At 70.2% G+C, this 18,522-nt stretch carries 17 protein-coding genes; 14 read left to right on the forward strand and 3 right to left on the reverse strand.

The annotated features are described in order from the left end of the window. The first annotated feature begins 293 nt into the window (after positions 1 to 293). Positions 294 to 1,661 carry an MFS transporter gene (locus tag AB0H62_RS21500; protein ID WP_360588169.1) on the forward strand — a complete coding sequence of 456 codons (1,368 nt, stop codon included), beginning with the start codon at positions 294 to 296 and terminating at the stop codon, positions 1,659 to 1,661. Next, entirely contained in the window at positions 1,658 to 2,125 is a 468-nt protein-coding gene (locus tag AB0H62_RS21505) for a MarR family transcriptional regulator (RefSeq protein WP_220239296.1), read from the forward strand. Before AB0H62_RS21500 ends, AB0H62_RS21505 begins: the two co-directional genes overlap by 4 nt. A 7-nt stretch (positions 2,126 to 2,132) precedes the next feature. On the opposite strand, the gene AB0H62_RS21510 is transcribed toward AB0H62_RS21505, so the two are convergent. Continuing rightward, positions 2,133 to 3,266, reverse strand: coding sequence for an alkaline phosphatase family protein (locus AB0H62_RS21510; RefSeq protein ID WP_220239297.1), 1,134 nt, complete (start codon positions 3,264 to 3,266; stop codon positions 2,133 to 2,135). Between the two features lie 100 nt (positions 3,267 to 3,366). Between AB0H62_RS21510 and AB0H62_RS21515 the strand changes: the two genes are divergently transcribed. Genes AB0H62_RS21515 through AB0H62_RS21525 form a run of 3 tightly spaced genes read left to right on the forward strand, consistent with a single transcriptional unit; the run spans position 3,367 to position 6,232 of the window. Beyond that, on the forward strand, positions 3,367 to 4,494 hold the full coding sequence (locus AB0H62_RS21515) for a hypothetical protein (protein WP_220247591.1): 1,128 nt from the start codon (positions 3,367 to 3,369) through the stop codon (positions 4,492 to 4,494). Then, entirely contained in the window at positions 4,491 to 5,402 is a 912-nt protein-coding gene (locus tag AB0H62_RS21520; RefSeq protein ID WP_220239298.1) for an ABC transporter ATP-binding protein, read from the forward strand. Before AB0H62_RS21515 ends, AB0H62_RS21520 begins: the two co-directional genes overlap by 4 nt. Next, entirely contained in the window at positions 5,399 to 6,232 is an 834-nt protein-coding gene (locus tag AB0H62_RS21525; RefSeq protein ID WP_360587674.1) for an ABC transporter permease, read from the forward strand. The genes AB0H62_RS21520 and AB0H62_RS21525 overlap by 4 nt, the downstream gene beginning before the upstream one ends. Positions 6,233 to 6,238: 6 nt before the next feature. On the opposite strand, the gene AB0H62_RS21530 is transcribed toward AB0H62_RS21525, so the two are convergent. Together AB0H62_RS21530 and AB0H62_RS21535 are read right to left on the reverse strand one after the other, a co-directional pair. After that, the gene (locus AB0H62_RS21530) at positions 6,239 to 7,042 is read right to left on the reverse strand and encodes a lipase (RefSeq protein ID WP_360587676.1); all 804 of its coding nucleotides are present in this window, start codon (positions 7,040 to 7,042) and stop codon (positions 6,239 to 6,241) included. A 40-nt stretch (positions 7,043 to 7,082) separates the two neighbouring features. Next, the gene (locus AB0H62_RS21535) at positions 7,083 to 8,918 is read right to left on the reverse strand and encodes a helix-turn-helix domain-containing protein (RefSeq protein WP_255637810.1); all 1,836 of its coding nucleotides are present in this window, start codon (positions 8,916 to 8,918) and stop codon (positions 7,083 to 7,085) included. A 160-nt stretch (positions 8,919 to 9,078) separates the two neighbouring features. Between AB0H62_RS21535 and AB0H62_RS21540 the strand changes: the two genes are divergently transcribed. From AB0H62_RS21540 to groL, 9 genes are all read left to right on the forward strand, one after another. Continuing rightward, positions 9,079 to 9,318 (forward strand): hypothetical protein, encoded by a 240-nt coding sequence (locus tag AB0H62_RS21540; protein ID WP_220239301.1) that lies wholly within the window; start codon positions 9,079 to 9,081, stop codon positions 9,316 to 9,318. 164 nt (positions 9,319 to 9,482) lie between these two features. Beyond that, positions 9,483 to 11,135, forward strand: coding sequence for a methane monooxygenase (locus AB0H62_RS21545; protein ID WP_220239302.1), 1,653 nt, complete (start codon positions 9,483 to 9,485; stop codon positions 11,133 to 11,135). Between the two features lie 115 nt (positions 11,136 to 11,250). Next, positions 11,251 to 12,300, forward strand: a complete 1,050-nt coding sequence (locus AB0H62_RS21550; protein WP_360587678.1) for a 2Fe-2S iron-sulfur cluster binding domain-containing protein — start codon at positions 11,251 to 11,253, stop codon at positions 12,298 to 12,300. A gap of 60 nt (positions 12,301 to 12,360) precedes the next feature. Next, on the forward strand, positions 12,361 to 13,530 hold the full coding sequence (locus AB0H62_RS21555) for a toluene hydroxylase (protein ID WP_220239304.1): 1,170 nt from the start codon (positions 12,361 to 12,363) through the stop codon (positions 13,528 to 13,530). After that, positions 13,527 to 13,898 (forward strand): propane 2-monooxygenase effector subunit MimD, encoded by a 372-nt coding sequence (mimD, locus tag AB0H62_RS21560; RefSeq protein WP_220239305.1) that lies wholly within the window; start codon positions 13,527 to 13,529, stop codon positions 13,896 to 13,898. Before AB0H62_RS21555 ends, mimD begins: the two co-directional genes overlap by 4 nt. Before the next feature lie 60 nt (positions 13,899 to 13,958). Then, positions 13,959 to 14,996 carry an amidohydrolase family protein gene (locus AB0H62_RS21565; RefSeq protein ID WP_220239306.1) on the forward strand — a complete coding sequence of 346 codons (1,038 nt, stop codon included), beginning with the start codon at positions 13,959 to 13,961 and terminating at the stop codon, positions 14,994 to 14,996. Beyond that, complete coding sequence (locus tag AB0H62_RS21570) at positions 14,993 to 15,742, forward strand: iron-sulfur cluster assembly protein (RefSeq protein ID WP_360587681.1); 750 nt, start codon at positions 14,993 to 14,995, stop codon at positions 15,740 to 15,742. The genes AB0H62_RS21565 and AB0H62_RS21570 overlap by 4 nt, the downstream gene beginning before the upstream one ends. Continuing rightward, positions 15,739 to 16,764 (forward strand): NAD(P)-dependent alcohol dehydrogenase, encoded by a 1,026-nt coding sequence (locus tag AB0H62_RS21575; RefSeq protein WP_220239308.1) that lies wholly within the window; start codon positions 15,739 to 15,741, stop codon positions 16,762 to 16,764. The genes AB0H62_RS21570 and AB0H62_RS21575 overlap by 4 nt, the downstream gene beginning before the upstream one ends. Positions 16,765 to 16,796: 32 nt before the next feature. Continuing rightward, positions 16,797 to 18,488 carry a chaperonin GroEL gene (gene groL, locus AB0H62_RS21580; RefSeq protein WP_360587683.1) on the forward strand — a complete coding sequence of 564 codons (1,692 nt, stop codon included), beginning with the start codon at positions 16,797 to 16,799 and terminating at the stop codon, positions 18,486 to 18,488. Positions 18,489 to 18,522 lie beyond the last annotated feature (34 nt).

An 18,522-nucleotide genomic window follows, 5' to 3' on the forward strand; every position in this document is an offset into this window, starting at 1 on the left:
TGTCTTTCTGTTGTTGTTGTGTTGGTGTGGGCGTGATGCTCCCGCGCTGCAGCCAACCCCCCCCCCCCCCCCAAACACCCCCCGACGCGATCTCGCTGGTGGGGTTGAGTCGAGACGCTGGAGTGGTCTCGTTGGGGGGGTGGAGTCGAGACGCTGGAGTGGTCTCGTTGGGGGGCGTCGGTCGTTCGGGTGCAGAATTAGTTGTGTGGGGTTGGTCGCGCTGGGCTGGCGGAGTTGACGGCGAAGTAGTTCTGTGTGAGAACGAACTGTCGGCGAAGGGGACCGCTGTGGCGATGCTGGTGGAGCGGCCGCGGCCGCGGGTGGTGCGCGAGCACCGGCTCGCGGGCTGGTTCGCGGTGGGCGCGGTGTGCTTCGGCGCGTTCATGGGCCAGCTGGACGCGAGCATCGTCACGCTCACGTTCCCGGCGCTGCAGCGCGAGTTCGGCGAGCCGCTGGCGGCGGTGGAGTGGGTGTCGCTGGCCTACCTGCTGACGCTGGTGGGGCTGCTCGCCGCGGTCGGCCGGCTCGCGGACGCCCACGGGCGCAAGTTCACCTATGTCTACGGCTTCGGCGTCTTCACCGCGGCGTCGATCGCGTGCGGGCTGGCGCCGACGCTGACGTGGCTCGTCGTGTTCCGCGTGGTGCAGGCGCTCGGCGCGGCGATGCTGCAGGCCAACAGCGTCGCGCTGGTGGTGGGCAGCGTGCGCCGCGAGAAGATGCGCGCGGCGCTCGGGGTGCAGGCCGCCGCGCAGGCGCTCGGCCTCGCGCTCGGGCCCGCGGTCGGCGGCCTGCTCGTGGACACCGTCGGCTGGCGGTGGGTGTTCCTGGTCAACGCGCCGGTCGGCCTCGTCGGCCTGATCGCCGGGCGGTACCTGCTGCCGCGCACCCGCGAGCGCACGCCGCTGGGCCGCTTCGACGGCGCGGGCGTGGCCCTGCTGGCCACGGCGTCGACCGCGCTGCTGCTGGCCATCTCGGGTCTGTCGGGGCTGGCGCTGCCCGGCTGGGCCGTGCCGGCGCTGCTCGTGGCGGGCGTGGCGGCGGCCGCCGCGTTCGTGGTGCGGGAGAACTCGGCCGCGAGCCCGATCCTGCGCCTCGCGGTGCTGCGGCCGCCGGTCGTGTCGTTCGGCCTGGCCGGCGCGCTGTGCGGGTACCTCGTGCTGTTCGGGCCGCTGGCGCTGTTGCCGCAGGTCCTGGGCGCGCACGGTGCGACGGGCACGGTGCTCACGAGCCTGCCCGCCGGGTTCGCGGTGGCCGCCGTCGCGGCTGATCGCGTGCTGCCCGCGGGACTCGGCTCCCGCGTTCGCATCGGCGCCGGAGCGGCGCTGGCGGCGGTCGGCTGCGCGGTGCTGATGGGGGTGTCCGGTCCGTGGGAAACAGGCGTGTCGCTGTTCGCGGTGGGGCTCGGTCTGGGAGTGTTCATCCCGGCGAACAACTCGGCCGTCATGGGCGCCATCCCCACCCGGATGTCGGCCACCGGAGGAGGTCTGGTGAACATGGCCCGCGGACTCGGCACGGCGCTGGGCGTGGCACTCGTGACGTTGTGCCTGCACACCGGGGGAACCGGCGGCCGCTCGCTCGCGCTCGCGGCCCTGGCCGTGGCGGCGGTGCTCGCCGCCGGCACGGGTCTCGCCGCCGGCCCCCGCGCACCCCGCACCGCATGACGCCCGAGCCGAACCTCGCCGACGTCGTGGCCCGCCTCCGGCGCGCCATGCGCCGCGCCGCGCGCACGGCCGACCCGGACAACACGCTGTCGGTCGCGCAGCTCGAACTGCTCTCGTGCCTGGCCGAGAATCCCGGCGCCCGCCCGAGCCGCGTCGCGCAGTTGCTGAAGCTCGCGCCGAACTCCGTCACGACCATGGTCACCGGGCTGCGAGCGCGTGATCTCGTCACGCGCACCAGCGGCAGTGAGGACCGGCGGACGGTCGAGCTCGAACTGACCGAGAGCGGGCGCGCGGCCGTGGACCGCTACAAGCACCACAACGCCGAGATCCTCGCCGCGGCGATCGACCGGCTGCACCCGGCGTGGCGGCACCTGATCGCGTCGGCGATTCCGGCGCTGGCCGAGCTCGTGGGCGCCATCGACCAGCTCGCCGAGACCGGCGCGCCGCACACCGAGCGTCCCTGAAGGACGGTCAGGCGCGGGCGATCGCCAGCGGTACCAACAGTTCTTCGTCGGTCACCGAGCCGTGCTGGCCCGTCATGCGGCTCAGCCGCGGCTCGGCTTCGGTGCGGACGACGGCGGCGGTCCCGCGGGCCGCGACGACGACGTCGCCGATGCGGGGGAGCACGGCGCCGTCGACGCGCGGGCCGAACCAGCCCGCCGTGACAGCCTCTTCGCGGCCCAGCACCCACGCGCGGTCGCCGAGGGTTTCGCGCCACGCGGCTCGCACGTCGGGTGCCGCGCCCTCGACGGTGTAGACGTGGCGCGCGCGGGCCTCGCCGCCGACGGTGCGGACGCCGGCCCGCAGCGCGGGTTCGGCGTCGTAGTCGACGCGCTCGCCGACGGTGACCATGCCGTGGTCGGCCGTCACGATCAGCGCCGCGCCGGCCGGGAGGCTGCCCGCGATCGTCTCGGCGAGGCGGTCGACGTAGGACAGCTGGTAGAGCCACGGGGTGCTGCCGGGGCCGTGGACGTGGCCGAGCAGGTCGAGGTCGGCGTGGTAGGCGTAGCAGAGACTCCGCGGGTGTTTCAGCGCTTCGGCGACGGCCGCGGTGAGGTCGCCGAGAGCGTGCACGCCCTGGAATTCCCCGCCGCGCAGCGCAGCCCGCGTGAGACCGCTGTCGCGCTGGTCGCGAGGCCCGACCACGCGCACGGCGACGCCGGCTCCTGCCGCGCGTTCGAACGCCGTCGGGCGCGGCTGCAGCTCCTCCGGCACAACGCGCTCGCGCAGGTCGATCGGCTTGCCGCCGGTGTGGCGGCGCCAGCCGAGGACGTTGAGCACGTCGCGTCCGGCCTCGAACGCGTACCCGACCACGCCGTGCTCGCCCGGCGTCAGGCCGGTGCCCAGAGATGCGACGCTGGTCGCGGTGGTGCTGGGGAAGCCGGCCGTCAACGGCCGGGCGGACAGCTGCGCCAGAAACGGCGCGGCATCGGCGTGCGCTCGGAGCGAGGTCCAGCCAAGGCCGTCGACGAGCAGCACGCACACGCGGTCGGCGGCGGGCAGTCCGAGCGGGTTGCGCTCACCGTCGACGCCGAGCCCGGCGAGCGCCGAGGGGATGACGTCGGCGAGGGTGCCCGCGGCGTAGCGCTGCGCGAGATCTTCCATGCGCCTCACCCTAAGGCGACAGGCGCGGCGTAAGGATTCGGAAACGGGGCGACGCGGTTTCGTGGCGTACAAAGGGACCGTGGAAGGGGACTCAGAGGTGATGCCGGTGTCCGTCGTGCGTCGTGAGCGCGGTCTTCGCTGGGCGGTGGTCGCCGTCGTGGCGATCGCGCTGGTGGCGCTGCCGTCGCTCGTCGCGGCCCTGCGGCCCGCCGGGCCGGTCGCCGACGCCGGGCACCTGCGCGACCTGGTGCTGAGTTCGGCCGGGAAGCCGTACCAGGGGCTGGCGCAAAGCCGGGGCTCGCTGGCGATCCCCGAGCTGCCGGATCTCGCCGACGTGTCGGCCCTGTTCTCCACCACCACGACCACGCGTGCCTGGTACGCCGGGCCCGACCGCTACCGCGTGGCGGTGCTGACCACGACGGGGGAGCACGACGTCTACCACCTGCCCGAAGGCGAATACACCTGGGACTACGGGGCGAACATGCTGACCCAGCTGACGGGTGACCCGGCCGTGCGGCTGCCGCGCGCGGGTGACCTGCTGCCGCCGGAGCTGGCACGGTGGGCGCTGCGGTCCGCGCCCACGGATCCGGTGAGCGCGCTGCCGCCGCGCAACGTCGCCGGCATCCCGGCCGCCGGGTTCCGCCTGGTGCCCGCCGATCCGGAGACGACGATCGGCGGCGTCGACGTGTGGGCCGATCCGGAGAGCGGGCTACCGCTTCGCGTCGAGGTGACCGCGCGCGGCCAGCAGGCGCCGATGCTCACGACGGAGTTCGAGGACGTCGAGCAGACCGCACCCGTCGTGACCACCCCGGTTCCCGCGCCGGGCAGCGGGTTCACGGCCACCAACGCGCCGGATTTGACGAACGCGCTGGGCGCTTTGGGCCGCGTCCGCCTGCCCCCGACGCTCGGCGGCCGGCCGGTGCGCACCGCGAACTTCGGTGGCGTGCAGGGCGCCGCGCTCTACGGCTCGGGGCTCGCGACGTTCGCCGTGGTCGCCGTGCCGCGCGCGGTCGCCGACGGCGCGGCGGACGCGGCCGGCAAGGCGGGCGGTACCGCGATCACGCTGCCGCGGGGCACGGCCGTGCAGCTGTCGGTCACGCCGCTGTCGCTCGCGATCGTGCGCCCGCCGAGCTCGCGGCGCGGTTACCTGCTCGCCGGGCTGGTCGCGCCGTCGGTGCTGGCCTTGGCCGCGGCCGATCTGGCCACGCTTCGCCGGAGCGGCCGATGATCGTCACGAGGGGGCTGACCAAGCGGTACGGCCGGACCGTGGCCGTCGACGCGGTCGACCTGGAGGTCCGCGAAGGCGACCGCTACGGCTTCCTCGGCCCGAACGGATCCGGCAAGACCACGCTCGTGCGGATGCTGCTCGGGCTCGTCTACGCCACGAGCGGTGAGATCGAGGTGCTCGGCCAGCCGGTGCCGAAGCGGCTCGCCGACGTGCTGCCCGACGTCGGCGCCCTCGTCGAAGGCCCGGCCGCCTACGGGCACCTGTCGGGCCGGCGCAACCTGGCGCTGCTCGACGCCGCCGGCCGCCACCGCGGAAGGCGGACCCGGCGGCGGCGCATCGAGGAGGCCCTGGAACGCGTGGGGCTCGCCGGCGTCGACCGGCGGCCGGTCAAGGCGTACTCGCTGGGCATGCGCCAGCGTCTCGGCCTCGCCGGCGCCCTGCTCGACCGCCCGCGGCTGCTGGTGCTCGACGAGCCCACCAACGGCCTCGACCCGCAGGGCATCAAGGAGATCCGCGAGCTGCTGCTGGAGCTCAACCGCGACGGCACCACCGTGTTCCTCTCCAGCCACCTGCTCGCCGAGATCGAGCAGCTGTGCACCCGCGTCGGCATCGTCGACCACGGCCGCCTGGTGCTCGACGGCGACGTCGCCGCCCTGCGCGCCGCGACCGGCCGCGTCCTCCTGCGCACCCCGGACCCCGCCGCGGCCGCCGCCGTGCTCGACGGCCACCTCGAACACCGCGACGGCGAACACCTCGTGGTCCGCTACGCCGACGCCGCGGAACTCAACACCCGCCTCGTCAGCGCGGGCGTGCGCGTGAGCGACCTGCGGGAGGAGCACCGCACTTTGGAACAGGTCGTGCTCGAAGTGACGGGCCACGGTTCGGACCGCTTCGGAGGCACGCGGTGATCGGCGTCGAACTGCGCAAGCTCGCCTTGCGGCCGCGCGTGTGGGTGAGCGTGCTGCTGTTGTGCCTGCTGCCGGCGATCGTGGCGGTGTTCCTGGCGACCGCGGACTTCGCGCCGCCGCCGGGGCAGGGCGGGGCGTTCCTGTCGGCGGTGGTGAGCGACGGGTCGCTGTACCCGGCGGCCGCGCTCGCGTTGGTGCTGCCGCTGTTCCTGCCGATCGCGGTGGCGGTGGTGGCGGGGGACTCCGTGGCGGGGGAGGCCTCGGGCGGCACGTTGCGGTACCTGCTGGCGCGCCCGGCCGGGCGCACGCGCCTGCTGACGGCCAAGCTCGTGGCGCTCGCGGTGTACGTGACGGCGGCGATCGCGATCGTGGTCCTCACGTCGCTGGTGATCGGGATCCTGTTGTTCGGCACGGGCGGCGAGGTCGGGGCAGGCGGCCAGGCGGCCCAGGCCGTGACGTTGTCGGGCACGTCGCTGAGCTCGTCGTCGCTCGCGTTGCGGTTGCTGGGGGCCGTGGCCTACATCGTGTTGTCGATGCTCGGGTTCGCGGCGATCACGATGTTCCTGTCGACGCTCGCGGACTCGGCGCTCGGCGCCGCGCTCGGCGGCCTGGCCGTGCTCATCACGAGCTCGGTGCTGGAAACGCTCGACGCGGCCGCGCCGGTGAAGCCGTACCTGCCCACGCACTACTGGCTCTCGTGGCTCGACTTCTTCCGCGATCCCGTGCTGTGGCACAACATCGACCACGGGCTGCTGCTGCAGGCCGGCTACATCGTGGTGTTCTTCGGCGCCGCGTGGGCGAACTTCGCCACCAAGGACGTCACCAGCTGACCGGCATCACTCGCTGAGGTCCGCGCACGAGGCCGGCGTGCTCAGCGGCGCGGTGCCGATCGCGTTCAGCACGAGACCGGTCACGGCCGGGTCTGTCGGCAGGTCGCCGTGCGCGGCGGTGTCTGCGGGACACACCTGCTGCAGCGCCACGTTCACCGCGCCGTCGAGGCGCGCCGACTCCGGCGGGGTCACGGTCTGGTCCAGCCGCGTCCACACCGAAAGCCACGGCAGGCCCGGCGGGATCGGCGGCAGCTGCCGCAGCAGCGCGCTGCCGGGCGTGAGCTGGCGGCAGGCCGTGGGACACGCGCTGGGCGCCAGCACTCCGCCGGCGGTGGCGAGTGTGGTGCCGTGCATCGGCGCGCCGAGCGTGATCACGCGCCGCGCCTGGTGCTCGCCGCCCTCGCGCGCGACCCACAGCCGCGCGACGACCCCGCCCGCCGAGTAGCCGATCACGTCCACGGACGGGGCTCCGCCGGCATACGCGCGTTCGACGGCTTCCGCCAGCACGTCCACCTGCTGCAGGAGGTCGCCGGTCCCGTCGCCGGCGAGGGTGAGCACCTCGGTGTCCCGGCCCGTGGCCCGGTGGATGCGGTCGGCCAGCTGTTCGAGCGAGTCCCGGCCACCGCCGTAGCCGGGCACCAGCAGCACCGGCCCCGGTGTGTCCTGCGCGGGGCTTCCGGCACGGGGTACGCCGGAACTCCCGCCGACGGACACCGCCGTGACCACGCCGGCGGCCACGACCGCGAGCGCCACCCCGGCGACCAGCAGCCGTCGCCGCGGGCTCAGCCCTCGCACACCCGGCCACCGCATGGCTCCATGATGATCCCCGGCGTGCGGGACCTCCGTGAACTCAGTGGTCGGGCGTGACGATGCCGTACTCGTGGATCTTGCGGTAGATCGTCGCGCGCGAGATGCCGAGCAGCTGTGCCGCGCGCGGTTTGTTGCCGTGGGCCTCCTCGAGGCTGCGCACGATCGCGTCGCGCTCGATCGACTCGAGACCTTTCAGCGGCCGTTTCGCGATGGCCTGGTACTCGGCCGGCAGGTCGCTCGGCTGGATCGCGCCGAGCCGCCGGTGCTGCGCGACCTTCTTGAGCACTTGGTAGAGCTGCGCGGTGTTGCTCGGCCAGTCGGCGCGCATCAGCAGGTGCAGCGCCGTCGGCGAGCACGAGAGCCGGCTGCCGCGCGAGAGCTTCGCGAGGAAGAACGGCACGAGCTCGGTCAGGTCGTCGATGTGGCGGCGAAGCGGCGGCACGGTCACCGTGCGCGGGAAGAACGCCAGCGACTCGGCCAGGTCCGGCGTCGTCTCGGCCTCCGGGGCGAGGGTGACCGCGAGCCACGGCGCGTTGGCGCCGTACGCGGTACGCACTTCTTCGAGCACTGCCGAGAACGCCTTCAGGTTCTCGCCGCTCAGCGACTCCAGGTGCTGCACCACGAGCGTGTCGACCGGATCGTCGATCAGGTCGCGCCGAAGGTCGCAGAGCCAGTCGTCCTCCACCGCGTCGCGCGCGTCGAGCGTGTGCAGCCGGCCGGTCGGGTTGCGCCGCTGGTGCACGCCCTTCGCCAGGCTCAGCTTCCCGGTACCCGGCTCGCCCGCGAGCACGAGCCACTCGCCGCGGCTGTAGCCGGCGTCTACGTCGTGCGTGCAGCGCAGCCAGGACGGCGTAGAACCGACCAGGCCCGGCAGGAACATCGGCAGCATCGGCACGGGCACGCCGCTCGACTCGGCCTCCGAGACGATCAGCTTCACCGAGAGCACGCCGCCCACGACGTCGTCCTCGTGCTGGCCCGGCACGCGCCGGCAGTGCATCTTGACCTTGCCCCCGCCCGAGAGCGTCACGGTCGCGGTGTTGCGCCGGTACTCCGACAGCGCCTGCGCGGCGTGCCCGAGCAGGATCGACTGGTCGGCGGAGTTGAGCAGCTGGCGCGCGCTGTCGTTCATCATCACGATGTCGTCGTTGAACGCCATCACGATGCCGGTCGTGCGGCGGCACGCCTGCAGGTAGGACTGGAAGAGGATCAGCTCGCGCAGGTTGCTGTGCGTCAGCAGCGCTTGCTGGATCTGCTCGGCCGTGCTGCGCGCGAGCGCGATCAGCAGCCCGCCCGCGTCCTTGCGCCAGCACGTGAGGTCGACGGCGCCGATCATCTTCCCGGAGATCGGGTGGTGGATCGGCACGCCCGCGCACGCGAGGTTCTCGAGGTGCTCGGCGTAGTGCTCGTGGCCGAACACGTGCGTCGGCTGGTCGTCCTCCAGCGCGGTGCCGATGCCGTTGGTGCCCACGAACTTCTCGCCGTAGCTGAAGCCGGGGACCAGCTCCACCCGTTCGAGGTGGCGGTGCAGGTCGGTGTCGCCGGAGCGCTGGCTCAGCACCGTCCCGGTCGGGTCGGCGAGGATCATGCTGATCGGCTGCCCGTCCAGCTGGTCGCCGAGCCGTTGCATGACGAGTTTCGCGCTGTGGATCAAGGGAGTGTCGAGGTTGACCTCGCCGAGGTAGGGCAGGTCGATGCGATCGGCTGGCACGCGGAAGTGCCGCGACCGCCACCACGAAGCGAGGATCGCCTCGCGGACTTGGTCCGGCTCAATGGTTTCCGACGTCAGAAAGCGAATCCGGGTCCTGGCCAGACCGTCTTCGTCGGGCAGGATCGCGGCCGGGTTCGGTGCGACCTGGCGGGCGGGTGGACTCTTCACCACGGCTCGACCTCCTGTCGCTGCCCACATCTTTGTGTCGCAGTACCGGGTCGTGCCCAGCTTAGGACACGTGTCCAGCGCGGGTCTCACCTTGAGACGCGCTCCCCGCGCGCGCGGGGTTCTGATGGGGGAGTCCGGACGAGCGCGCAGGAGGACCCGAATGGATGAACAAGCCGAGGAAACGTACAACCCGTGGACGGTTGTCGACCTGGTATTCCGCCACCTCGTGGACATCGGACTGCACCCGACACTCGGCTCCGGCGGCCCGCCCGGCGAGCCCGCCGCGGAACTGCTGCGGGCGCTGGGGATCACGCCCACGGCCGAGGGTGACGTGCGGCTGCAGCACGAGAAGGAGTCTCAGCTGGCCGCGCTGCGGGCCGCGATGATGGAGGACGGCTGAAAAAATCTCCGCCGCTTGTCTCGTATTGAGACTCGCGGTTCGGCGGGCCGCCCCCCTAATCGTCTTCGCAGGACTTGACGTCCCGGTCCGGCCGGGTGACCGGGTACCGCGGTACGGGCAGGGCGAGCCAGCAGCCGTCGTGGCGCGACGGGTAAGGAGAGACCATGAGCCGCCAGAGCGTGGCGAAAGCCCACCAGAAGATCCAGGAGCTGTCGTGGGAACCGGTGTACCACCAGCCGGTGTCGCACTACGGGACCGATTACACGTTCCAGAAGGCCAAGAAGAAGGACCCGCTCAAGCAGGTGCTTCGTTCCTACTTCCCGATGCAGGAAGAAAAGGACCACCGCGTTTACGGGGCCGAGGACGGCGCCATCCGAGGCAACATGTTCCGGCAGGTCCAGGAACGGTGGCTGGAGTGGCAGAAGCTGTTCCTGTCCATCATCCCGTTGCCGGAGATCTCCGCGGCGCGGGCCATGCCGCTGCTGTTCCGCACGGTGCCGAACCCGGAACTGCACAACGGCCAGGCGATCCAGATGATCGACGAGGTTCGTCACTCGACGATCCAGCAGAACCTGAAGCGCCTGTACATGAACAACTACATCGACCCGGCGGGTTTCAACTCGAGCCTGCGTAACTTCCAGAACGACTACTGCGGCACGATCGGCCGGCAGTTCGCCGAGGGCTTCATCACCGGTGACGCCATCACCGCGGCGAGCATCTACCTCACGATCGTGGCCGAGACGGCGTTCACCAACACGCTGTTCGTCGCGATGCCTGCCGAGGCGGCGGCCAATGGCGATTACCTGCTGCCGACGGTCTTCCACTCGGTGCAGTCCGACGAATCGCGCCACATCAGCAACGGCTACGCCACGCTGTTGATGGCACTTTCCGACGAAAGCAACCACCAGCTGCTCGAACGCGACCTGCGTTACGCGTGGTGGAACAACCACCGGGTGGTCGACGCGGCCATCGGCACCTTCATCGAGTACGGCACGAAGGACCGCCGTAAGGACCGCGAGAGCTACGCGGAGATGTGGCGCCGGTGGATCTACGACGACTACTACCGCAGCTATCTCGTCCCGCTCGAGAAGTACGGTCTGGTCATTCCGCACGACTTGATCGAAGAAGCGTGGAAGCAGATCTGGGACAAGGGCTACGTGCACGAAGTCGCGCAGTTCTTCGCCACCGGGTGGCTCGCCAACTACTGGCGCATCGACCCGATGACGGACGAGGACTTCGAGTGGTTCGAGTACAAGTACCCGGGCTGGTACGACAAGTACGGCAAGTGGTGGGAGAACTACAGCCGCCTGTCGGTGCCGAACGGGCACAACCCGATCGCGCTGGAAGACGTCGACTACGTCTACCCGCACCGGTGCTGGACCTGCATGGTCCCGTGCCTCGTGCGTGAGGACATGGTCATGGCGGAGGTCGACGGGCAGTGGCGGACGTACTGCCACGAAGCCTGCCGGTGGACCGACGTCGAGGCGTTCCGGCCCACGTACCAGGGTCGCGAGACCCCGAACATGGGCCAGCTCATCGGGTCCCGCGAGTGGGAGACGCTCTACCACGGCTGGAACTGGGCCGATGTGGTGTCCGACATGGGCTTCGTCCGGGACGACGGCAAGACCCTGGTCGCGCAGCCGCACCTCGACCTGGACCCGAAGAAGATGTGGACACTGGACCACCTGCGCCGGTGCCCGCCGCTGCAGAGCCCGAACGTACTGCTCAACGAGATGAACGCCGAGCAGCGGGCCGCGTTCCAGGACGACTACAACCGCCAGGGTCCGGCGGGACGGCCCGCGAGGGCAACGTCCTGATCGGACGGACGACCGGCTTCCACCGGCGATCGGGTGCCGCCTTCGCGGCGGCCCCGGTCGCCGACGGAGGCGACCCGGGATGCGTGCGAGCTCCAGCGTTCAGGCAGGGAAGCGAATGGGAAACAAGCACCACGTGCGCTTCGAGCCGGTCGGCATCGAGATCGAGGTCGACGAGGACCAGAACATCCTGCGTGCGGCCGCCGAGCAGGGCGTCATGCTCATGCACGGTTGCAAGGAGGGCCAGTGCGCCTCCTGCAAGTCGTTCATCCTCGATGGCGACGACGTCGACCACGACCGGTATTCCACATTCGCGTTGCCCGACTTCGAAAAGGAGGAGGGCTTCACGCTGCTGTGCCGGGCGCACGCGTACGAGGACCTGACGATCGAACTGCTCAACTACGACGAGGAGATGATCCACTCCGGACTGCCGATCCAGGAGGCGGTGGCGGAAGTGGTGTCGCTCGATGAGATCACGCACGACCTCCGGCGGCTCGTGGTCCGGCTCGTGGACGCCGAGTCGTTCAAGTATTTCCCCGGCCAGTACGTCGACTTCGCGGTCCCGGGACACGAGGCCACCCGGTCGTTCTCGATGGCGAACACCCCGGGCCGGGATTCCGGCCTGCTGGAGTTCGTGATCAGGATCTACCCGGACGGGTTGTTCTCGCACTTCCTGGACACCGCGGTCTCGATCGGGGACCGGCTCGACGTGTCGGGTCCGTTCGGGGTCTTCACCCTGCGGGACGCACCCGAGCGGGATCTGGTGTTCCTCGGTGGCGGCGCCGGCATGGCGCCGATCCTCTCGTTGCTGCGGTCCATGGCCGAACGCGGCATCGAGCGGAAGGCGACCTATTACTACGGCGCCCGCCGCAAGAGGGACCTGTGCTTCGAGAACGAGCTGACGGCTCTCGAGGACAAGATCCCGGGTTTCCGGTTCGTGCCGGCCCTGTCCGAGCCCGACGAAGACGAGGAGTGGGATGGCGAGACGGGCTTGATCACCGATGTGGTGCGGCGGCTCGAGACCGACCTGGGCCGCACCGACGTCTACGTGTGCGGGCCGCCGCCCATGGTGGAGGCGGCCCTGGAACTGCTGCCGGCGCTCGGTGTGCCGGAGAAGCGGATCTTCTACGACAAGTTCACCACGACCGGCGACGCGGATGAGACGTGAGTCCGGCTGAGACACCGAGGTAACGACGAGGCCAGTGCCCGACGCGAAGGATGAAAACCGATGACATCAACGGCAGAACGCAGCGTCCCCAAGCCCGTCTTCACCGATGCTGAGGCGGGCGCCCGGGACTTCCCGGACTCGACGGAGCGGCACTTCAACTACTTCACCCCGAAGAAGCGCAAGCAGAGCCACTACGAGGACGTCACCGTCGAGGTACAGCCCGACCCGCGGCACTACCTGAGCCAGGGCTGGCTGTACGGCTTCGCCGACGGCAACGGCGGCTACCCGCTCGAGTGGACCGCGCTCAAGGCGTGGGGCTCGGATCGGCCCGAGCCCGTGCGCAGCCCCGGTTCGGGTGGCCAGGGCTACCCGTGGCCCGCGCTCGGCTGGCACGAGTTCCGCGACCCCAACGAGGAGTGGGAGCTCACGCTCTACCGTTACAACGCGAACGTGGTTCGGCAGCTGAACCAGAACATCGACGCGGCCCGCCAGTCGAAGGCGTTCGAGCAGTGGAACCCCAACTGGGTCACCTTCGTCTCGCACCACATCGGTGCGTGGATGCACGTGGACCAAGGCCTGGGGCTGTACCTGTACGCCAACGCCAACCGGCGGGCGCCGACCAACATGCACAACAACGCCATCTCCGTGAACAGCATGCACCGCATCCGCGCGGCGCAGGACCTGGCGCTGTACAACCTCACGCTGTCCGAAGAGATCGACGCGTTCGACGGCACCGCGCACCTGACGACGTGGAACGAGGACCCGGCGTGGCAGGGCGTACGGGAGACGGCCGAGGCGCTCACCGAGATCTGGGACTGGTGCGAGGCGATCTTCGCCGCGAACATCGTGTTCGAGCCTCTGATCGGTGAGCTCTTCCGCAGCCGGCTGGTGCAGCAGGCGGCACCCGCCAACGGCGACTTCGTGACGCCGACCCTGATCGGTGCCGAGGAGTTCGACTACTCCGAGCGCGACCTGCGCTACACGAAGGCGATGTTCGACCTGTTGGTCAACGACAAGGAATTCGCCGACCACAACCGGCAGCTCATGCAGCAGTGGCTGTCCGCATGGGTGCCGAAGTGCATCTTGGCCGCGCGGACGCTGCAGCCGCTGTGGTCGCAGCCCGACGCGAAGCCCATGCGGTTCGAAGACAGCCTCGACCGCGCCAAGAGCCGCTTCGGCGGCATCCTGTCCGACCTGGGTCTGCAGGCACCGAAGGAGCTGAGCCAGTGACTCTCTTCAAAACGGCGGAAAGCCCGTACAAGTCCAACAACACCGCCTCGAACCGGTGCGGGTTCACCCTGATGAACAACCAGGTCGGCGTCATCGTGGCCGAGGTCATGGGTGGCAAGAAAAACGTGACCATCACGCCGCTGCCCTCGATGATCCGCGTGGATGCCGACGGCCGCATGGACGTCGTCTACTCCGAGATCGACGAGGCGGCGGGCGAGGAGGAGGGCTGGTTCAACTCGGCGGAATTCGAGGAGAACATGTCCACCCACTACGGGCGCATGGTCCACCTCGACGACCGCACCATCATGTTCGCCAACCCCGAGGACGCGGCCGAGTACCTCGACTTCGACCTCGTGGCACGCTCGTAACAGCACCGGTCGCAGCAGGACCGGTCGGAGAAGCACTCGATTCAGTCCGGGAGGAGCACCGTGTACGAAAAGGACGGCGAGAAGTACTTCGTGGTCGACAGCCACACCCACTTCTGGGATGCCAGCCCCGCCAACTGGGTTTCGGGTCAGGAGGAGTACGCCAAGGGCTGGATCGAGTGCTTTCACGCATACCAGAGCCTTGGTCCGGCGGAAACACACTGGCCGATCGAAAAGTTCCAGAAGTACGACGAAGAAACGATGATGCACGACCTGTTCGACGCGGGTCACGTGGACATCGCCATCTTCCAGCCCACCAGCCTCCGGCAGTGGTACAAGGAGGGTTTCAACACGACGGAGGCCAACGCCGCGCTGGCCGAGAAGTACCCAGGCCGGTTCATCGTGAACACGAACTGGGACCCGCGGGACGGCGATCCGGGGCTGAGGGCGCTCGAAGAGCGCGTGAAGCGCTACGGCTGTAAGGGCGCGAAGCTCTACACCGCCGAGTGGCACGGTGACTCGCGCGGCTGGAGCCTGCGGGACCCGGAGGCCGCGTACTACCTGGAGAAGTGCCAGGAACTGGGCGTGAAGAACATCCACGTCCACAAGGGACCGACGATCTGGCCGCTCGACAAGGACGCATTCGACGTCAAGGACGTGGACTACGCGGCCACGAACTTCCCGGAGCTCAACTTCATCGTCGAGCACGTGGGGCTGCCGCGGATCGAGGACTTCTGCTTCATGGCCACGCAGGAGCCCAACGTCTACGCCGGCCTGTCGGTGGTCATCGGCGGGCTCATGCATGCGCGGCCGCGGTTCTTCGCGAAGGTGATGGGAGAGCTGCTGTTCTGGGTCGGTGAGGACAAGATGCTCTTCGGCGCCGACTACGCCATCTGGGAACCCAAGTGGCAGGTCGAGGGTTTCGTCGACTGGCAGATGCCCGACGGCGAGGAGTTCTCCGACTACGGGAAGCTCACGGTCGAGACCAAGAAGAAGATCCTCGGGCTCAACGCGGCCCGCCTCTACGGCATCGACGTGCCCGAGGGGCTCGGGATCGAAGCGCCCAAGACCGTCGAAGCCGTCGGGGTCCCGTCACCGTGACCTCGGCCGGAACCGCCGGCGCGCGCACCGACCAGACCGCCGCGATCACCGCGGCGGTCTGGTCGGCGCTGGGGACCGTGCGCGATCCCGAGCTCGACCGGCCGCTGACCGACCTGGGTTTCGTGGCGAGTTCCACGGTGGACCCGGGTGGGGAGGCGGTCGTCGAGCTGTGCCTGCCGACGTACTTCTGCGCACCGAACTTCGCGTTCCTGATGGTGGCCGACTCCTACGACGCCGTGTCGGTGGTGCCGGGTGTCACCAGGGCCGTGGTGAAGTTGAAGGATCACTTCGCCGCCGACGTGATCAACAAGGGGGTGGCGGCGCGGGCCGGTTTCGTCGGCTCCTTCGGCGACGAGGCGGCGGACGAGCTCGACGGGCTGCGCGCAGACTTCCTGCGCAAGGCCGTGCTCGCCGGCACCGACCGCGTGTGCCGGTCGGTGGTGTCCGGCGGCGTGGCCCGGGAACGCCTGGCGGACCTGACGCTCGCCGACGCACCGCCGACGCCGGACCGCGAGCGGCTGCGGGAACGCCGCCGTGAGCTGGGCCTGCCCGGCGGCGACGCGGACCCGCTCGTGCTCGACCCGGGCACCGGCGAGGCCGTGACGGCGGACGAGCTGCACCGGCACCTCGGCCTCGCACGGCTCACGCGCGTGAGCCAGGACGCCAACTCGGGGGTGTGCCGCGGGATGCTGCGCGCCCGTTACCCGGAGGCCACCGACAACCCCGATACGGAGGAGACGCCATGAAGGCGGTCCGGTTGCACGCGTACCACCAGCAGCCCGTGATCGAGCAGGTGCCGGAGCCGAAGGTCACCGGGCCGCTCGACGTGGTGGTGAAGATCGGCGGGGCCGGCGTGTGCCGCACGGACCTGCACATCATCGAGGAGCAGTGGGCCGCGAAATCCGGCGTCGCGCTGCCTTACACGATCGGGCACGAGAACGCGGGCTGGGTGCACGAGGTCGGCTCCGCCGTGACCAACGTGGCCGTCGGCGACACCGTGATCCTGCACCCGACGCCGACGTGCGGGCTGTGCCACGCCTGCCGCGCCGGCAATGACATGCACTGCGAGAACAACGCCTTCCCCGGCATCGACTCCGACGGCGGGATGGCCGAGTACCTGCTCACCTCGGCGCGGGCGTGCATCAAGCTCGACCCGGACACGCGCCCCGAGGACGTCGCGGCGCTGGCCGACGCCGGCATCACCGCCTACCACGCCGTGCGCAAGGCGGTGCCGCTGCTGCCACCGGGCACGGTGTGCGTCGTCAACGGCGCGGGCGGGCTCGGGCACATCGGCATCCAGTCACTGCGGGCGCTCACCGCGACGACCGTGGTGGTCGTGGACCGCAATGTCGAGGCGCTCAAGCTCGCCGCGGAGCTCGGGGCCGACCACACCGTGGTCGCCGACGGCACCCACGTCGACGCGGTCCTCGACCTCACTGGCGGCCACGGTGCCGAGGTGGTGCTGGACTTCGTCGCCGAGCAGGGCGCGCAGCAGGAAGCGTTCGCCATGACACGCCGCGCCGGTTCGCACTTCGTGATCGGGTACGGCAGCAACATCGACGTGCCGACGATCGACATCATCTCCACGGAACGCAACATCGTGGGCAATCTGGTGGGCACCTACAACGACCTCGTGGAGCTGATGGTGCTCGCGCAGGCGGGCAAGGTCACCTTGCACACCAGGCAGTACCCGCTCGACGCGGCACTCGACGCGCTGGCCGATCTCGACGCCGGCCGCGTCCGGGGCCGCGCCATTCTCGTCCCCTAGCCGATCCAGTCCCATCACACAGGAGGAGCAGCATGGCCAAGGAACTTCGCTTCGGCTCGGAAGCCCGCGACCTGCTGGTGGCGGGGGTGGACAAACTCGCGGAGGCCGTGAAGTCGACGCTGGGCCCCAAGGGGCGCAACGTGATCATCGAGAAGATCACCGGTTCGCCCGTGGTCACCAACGACGGCGTGACCATCGCGCGCGAAGTCCACTTGCGCAACCAGTTCGAGAACATGGGCGCGCAGCTGGTGAAGGAAGCGGCGATCAAGACCAACGACGTGGTGGGCGACGGCACCACGACCGCGACCGTGCTCGCGCAGGCGATCATCGGCGAGGGCATGCAGGCGATCGCCCACGGCGGCAACCCCGTGCTCGTCAAGCGCGGCATCGACGCGGCGGTGGGCCGGCTCGTCGAGCACCTGGAGACGATGGCGCACCCGGTGAAGTCCGAAGAGGACTACGCGCGGGTCGCGGCGATCTCCGCCAACGACGACGGGGCCGTCGGCTCGGTGATCGCCAAGGCGCTGCACACGGTGGGGGAGAGCGGCGTCGTCACGATCGAGGAGTCGCCGCGCATCGGCATGTCGGTGGAGTTCGTGGAGGGCTTCGAGTTCGACAACGGTTACCTCTCGCCGTACCTCGTCACGGATCCCGGGCGCCTGGAAGCGGTGCTCGACGACCCGTACATCCTCATGTGCAGCGAGAAGATCAGCAACGTGCAGCAGCTGATGCCGGTGCTGGACAAGGTGATGCGCAACCCGCGCCCGCTCGTGCTGATCGCGGAGAACGTGGAGGGCACGGCGCTGTCGATGCTCGTGCACAACCACGTGAACCGCACGTTCCAGGCCGTCGCGATCCGCGCGCCCGGCTTCGGCGACCGCCGGCTGCACAAGCTGGAGGACCTGGCGGCCGTGGTCGGCGGGGCCGTGCTGTCGAAGCACTCGGGGTTCTCGCTGGAGACGATGAAGCTGGAGCACCTCGGCCGTGCGAAGCAAGTGCGGGTGACGGAGAACGCGACCCAGATCGTCGGGGGCGCGGGGTCCGCCGAAGCGATCGAGTTCCGCGTGAACCAGCTGCGGGCCGAGCGTGAGCGCGCGCAGTTCGGCATCGACGACGACGTGCTGACCGATCGGATCGGCGCGCTGACCGGCAAGGTCGCGGTGATCCGCGTCGGCGCGGCGACGCCGGCCGAGCTCAAGGAGCTGCAGCACCGCGTGGAGGACGCGCTCTCGGCCACTCGGGCCGCGATCGCGGAGGGCGTGGTCGCCGGTGGCGGCGCGACCCTGCTGCACGCGGAGAAGGTGCTGACCGGACTCGACCTCGAAGGCGACTACGCCATCGGCGCCGACATCGTGCGGCGCGCGCTGAGCGCACCGGCGCTGCTGATCGCCAGCAACGCCGGGTACGCGGCCGAGGAGATCGTGGAGCAGACCCGGAAACTCGGCGACGACGAAGGGTTCGACGCACTGGTCGGGCGCTTCGGCGACCTCGTCGAGCTCGGCATCATCGACCCGTTGCGGGTGTGCCGTTCGGCGCTGCAGAACGGCGCTTCGGTCGCCGGCCTGCTGCTGACGACGAACTCGCTGATCGCCGAGGAGCAGACGCCGTGGGGCGGCAGCGCGGCGCTGATGACCGAGTTCGGGCCGCTCGACGAAGGCCTGCACCAGCCCTCACCCGACGCGAGCACTCCGCAGTCGCTCGGGATGGGGCCGTCGGTCGGCTGATCCGCTTTTGATCCGGGTAACTTGACCCCCGCGC

The organism is Amycolatopsis sp. NPDC050768, assembly GCF_040654155.1.
GTDB lineage: Bacteria > Actinomycetota > Actinomycetes > Mycobacteriales > Pseudonocardiaceae > Amycolatopsis.

Bases quoted from the DNA above. Each gene is read 5' to 3' on its own strand.
- AB0H62_RS21515 (WP_220247591.1), top strand. From the start codon at position 3,367: ATGCCGGTGTCCGTCGTGCGTCGTGAGCGCGGTCTTCGCTGGGCGGTG.
- groL (WP_360587683.1), top strand. From the start codon at position 16,797: ATGGCCAAGGAACTTCGCTTCGGCTCGGAAGCCCGCGACCTGCTGGTG.
- AB0H62_RS21550 (WP_360587678.1), top strand. From the start codon at position 11,251: ATGGGAAACAAGCACCACGTGCGCTTCGAGCCGGTCGGCATCGAGATC.
- AB0H62_RS21555 (WP_220239304.1), top strand. From the start codon at position 12,361: ATGACATCAACGGCAGAACGCAGCGTCCCCAAGCCCGTCTTCACCGAT.
- AB0H62_RS21520 (WP_220239298.1), top strand. From the start codon at position 4,491: ATGATCGTCACGAGGGGGCTGACCAAGCGGTACGGCCGGACCGTGGCC.
- AB0H62_RS21500 (WP_360588169.1), top strand. From the start codon at position 294: ATGCTGGTGGAGCGGCCGCGGCCGCGGGTGGTGCGCGAGCACCGGCTC.
- AB0H62_RS21510 (WP_220239297.1), bottom strand. From the start codon at position 3,266: ATGGAAGATCTCGCGCAGCGCTACGCCGCGGGCACCCTCGCCGACGTC.
- AB0H62_RS21540 (WP_220239301.1), top strand. From the start codon at position 9,079: ATGGATGAACAAGCCGAGGAAACGTACAACCCGTGGACGGTTGTCGAC.
- AB0H62_RS21530 (WP_360587676.1), bottom strand. From the start codon at position 7,042: ATGCGGTGGCCGGGTGTGCGAGGGCTGAGCCCGCGGCGACGGCTGCTG.
- AB0H62_RS21575 (WP_220239308.1), top strand. From the start codon at position 15,739: ATGAAGGCGGTCCGGTTGCACGCGTACCACCAGCAGCCCGTGATCGAG.
- AB0H62_RS21545 (WP_220239302.1), top strand. From the start codon at position 9,483: ATGAGCCGCCAGAGCGTGGCGAAAGCCCACCAGAAGATCCAGGAGCTG.
- AB0H62_RS21505 (WP_220239296.1), top strand. From the start codon at position 1,658: ATGACGCCCGAGCCGAACCTCGCCGACGTCGTGGCCCGCCTCCGGCGC.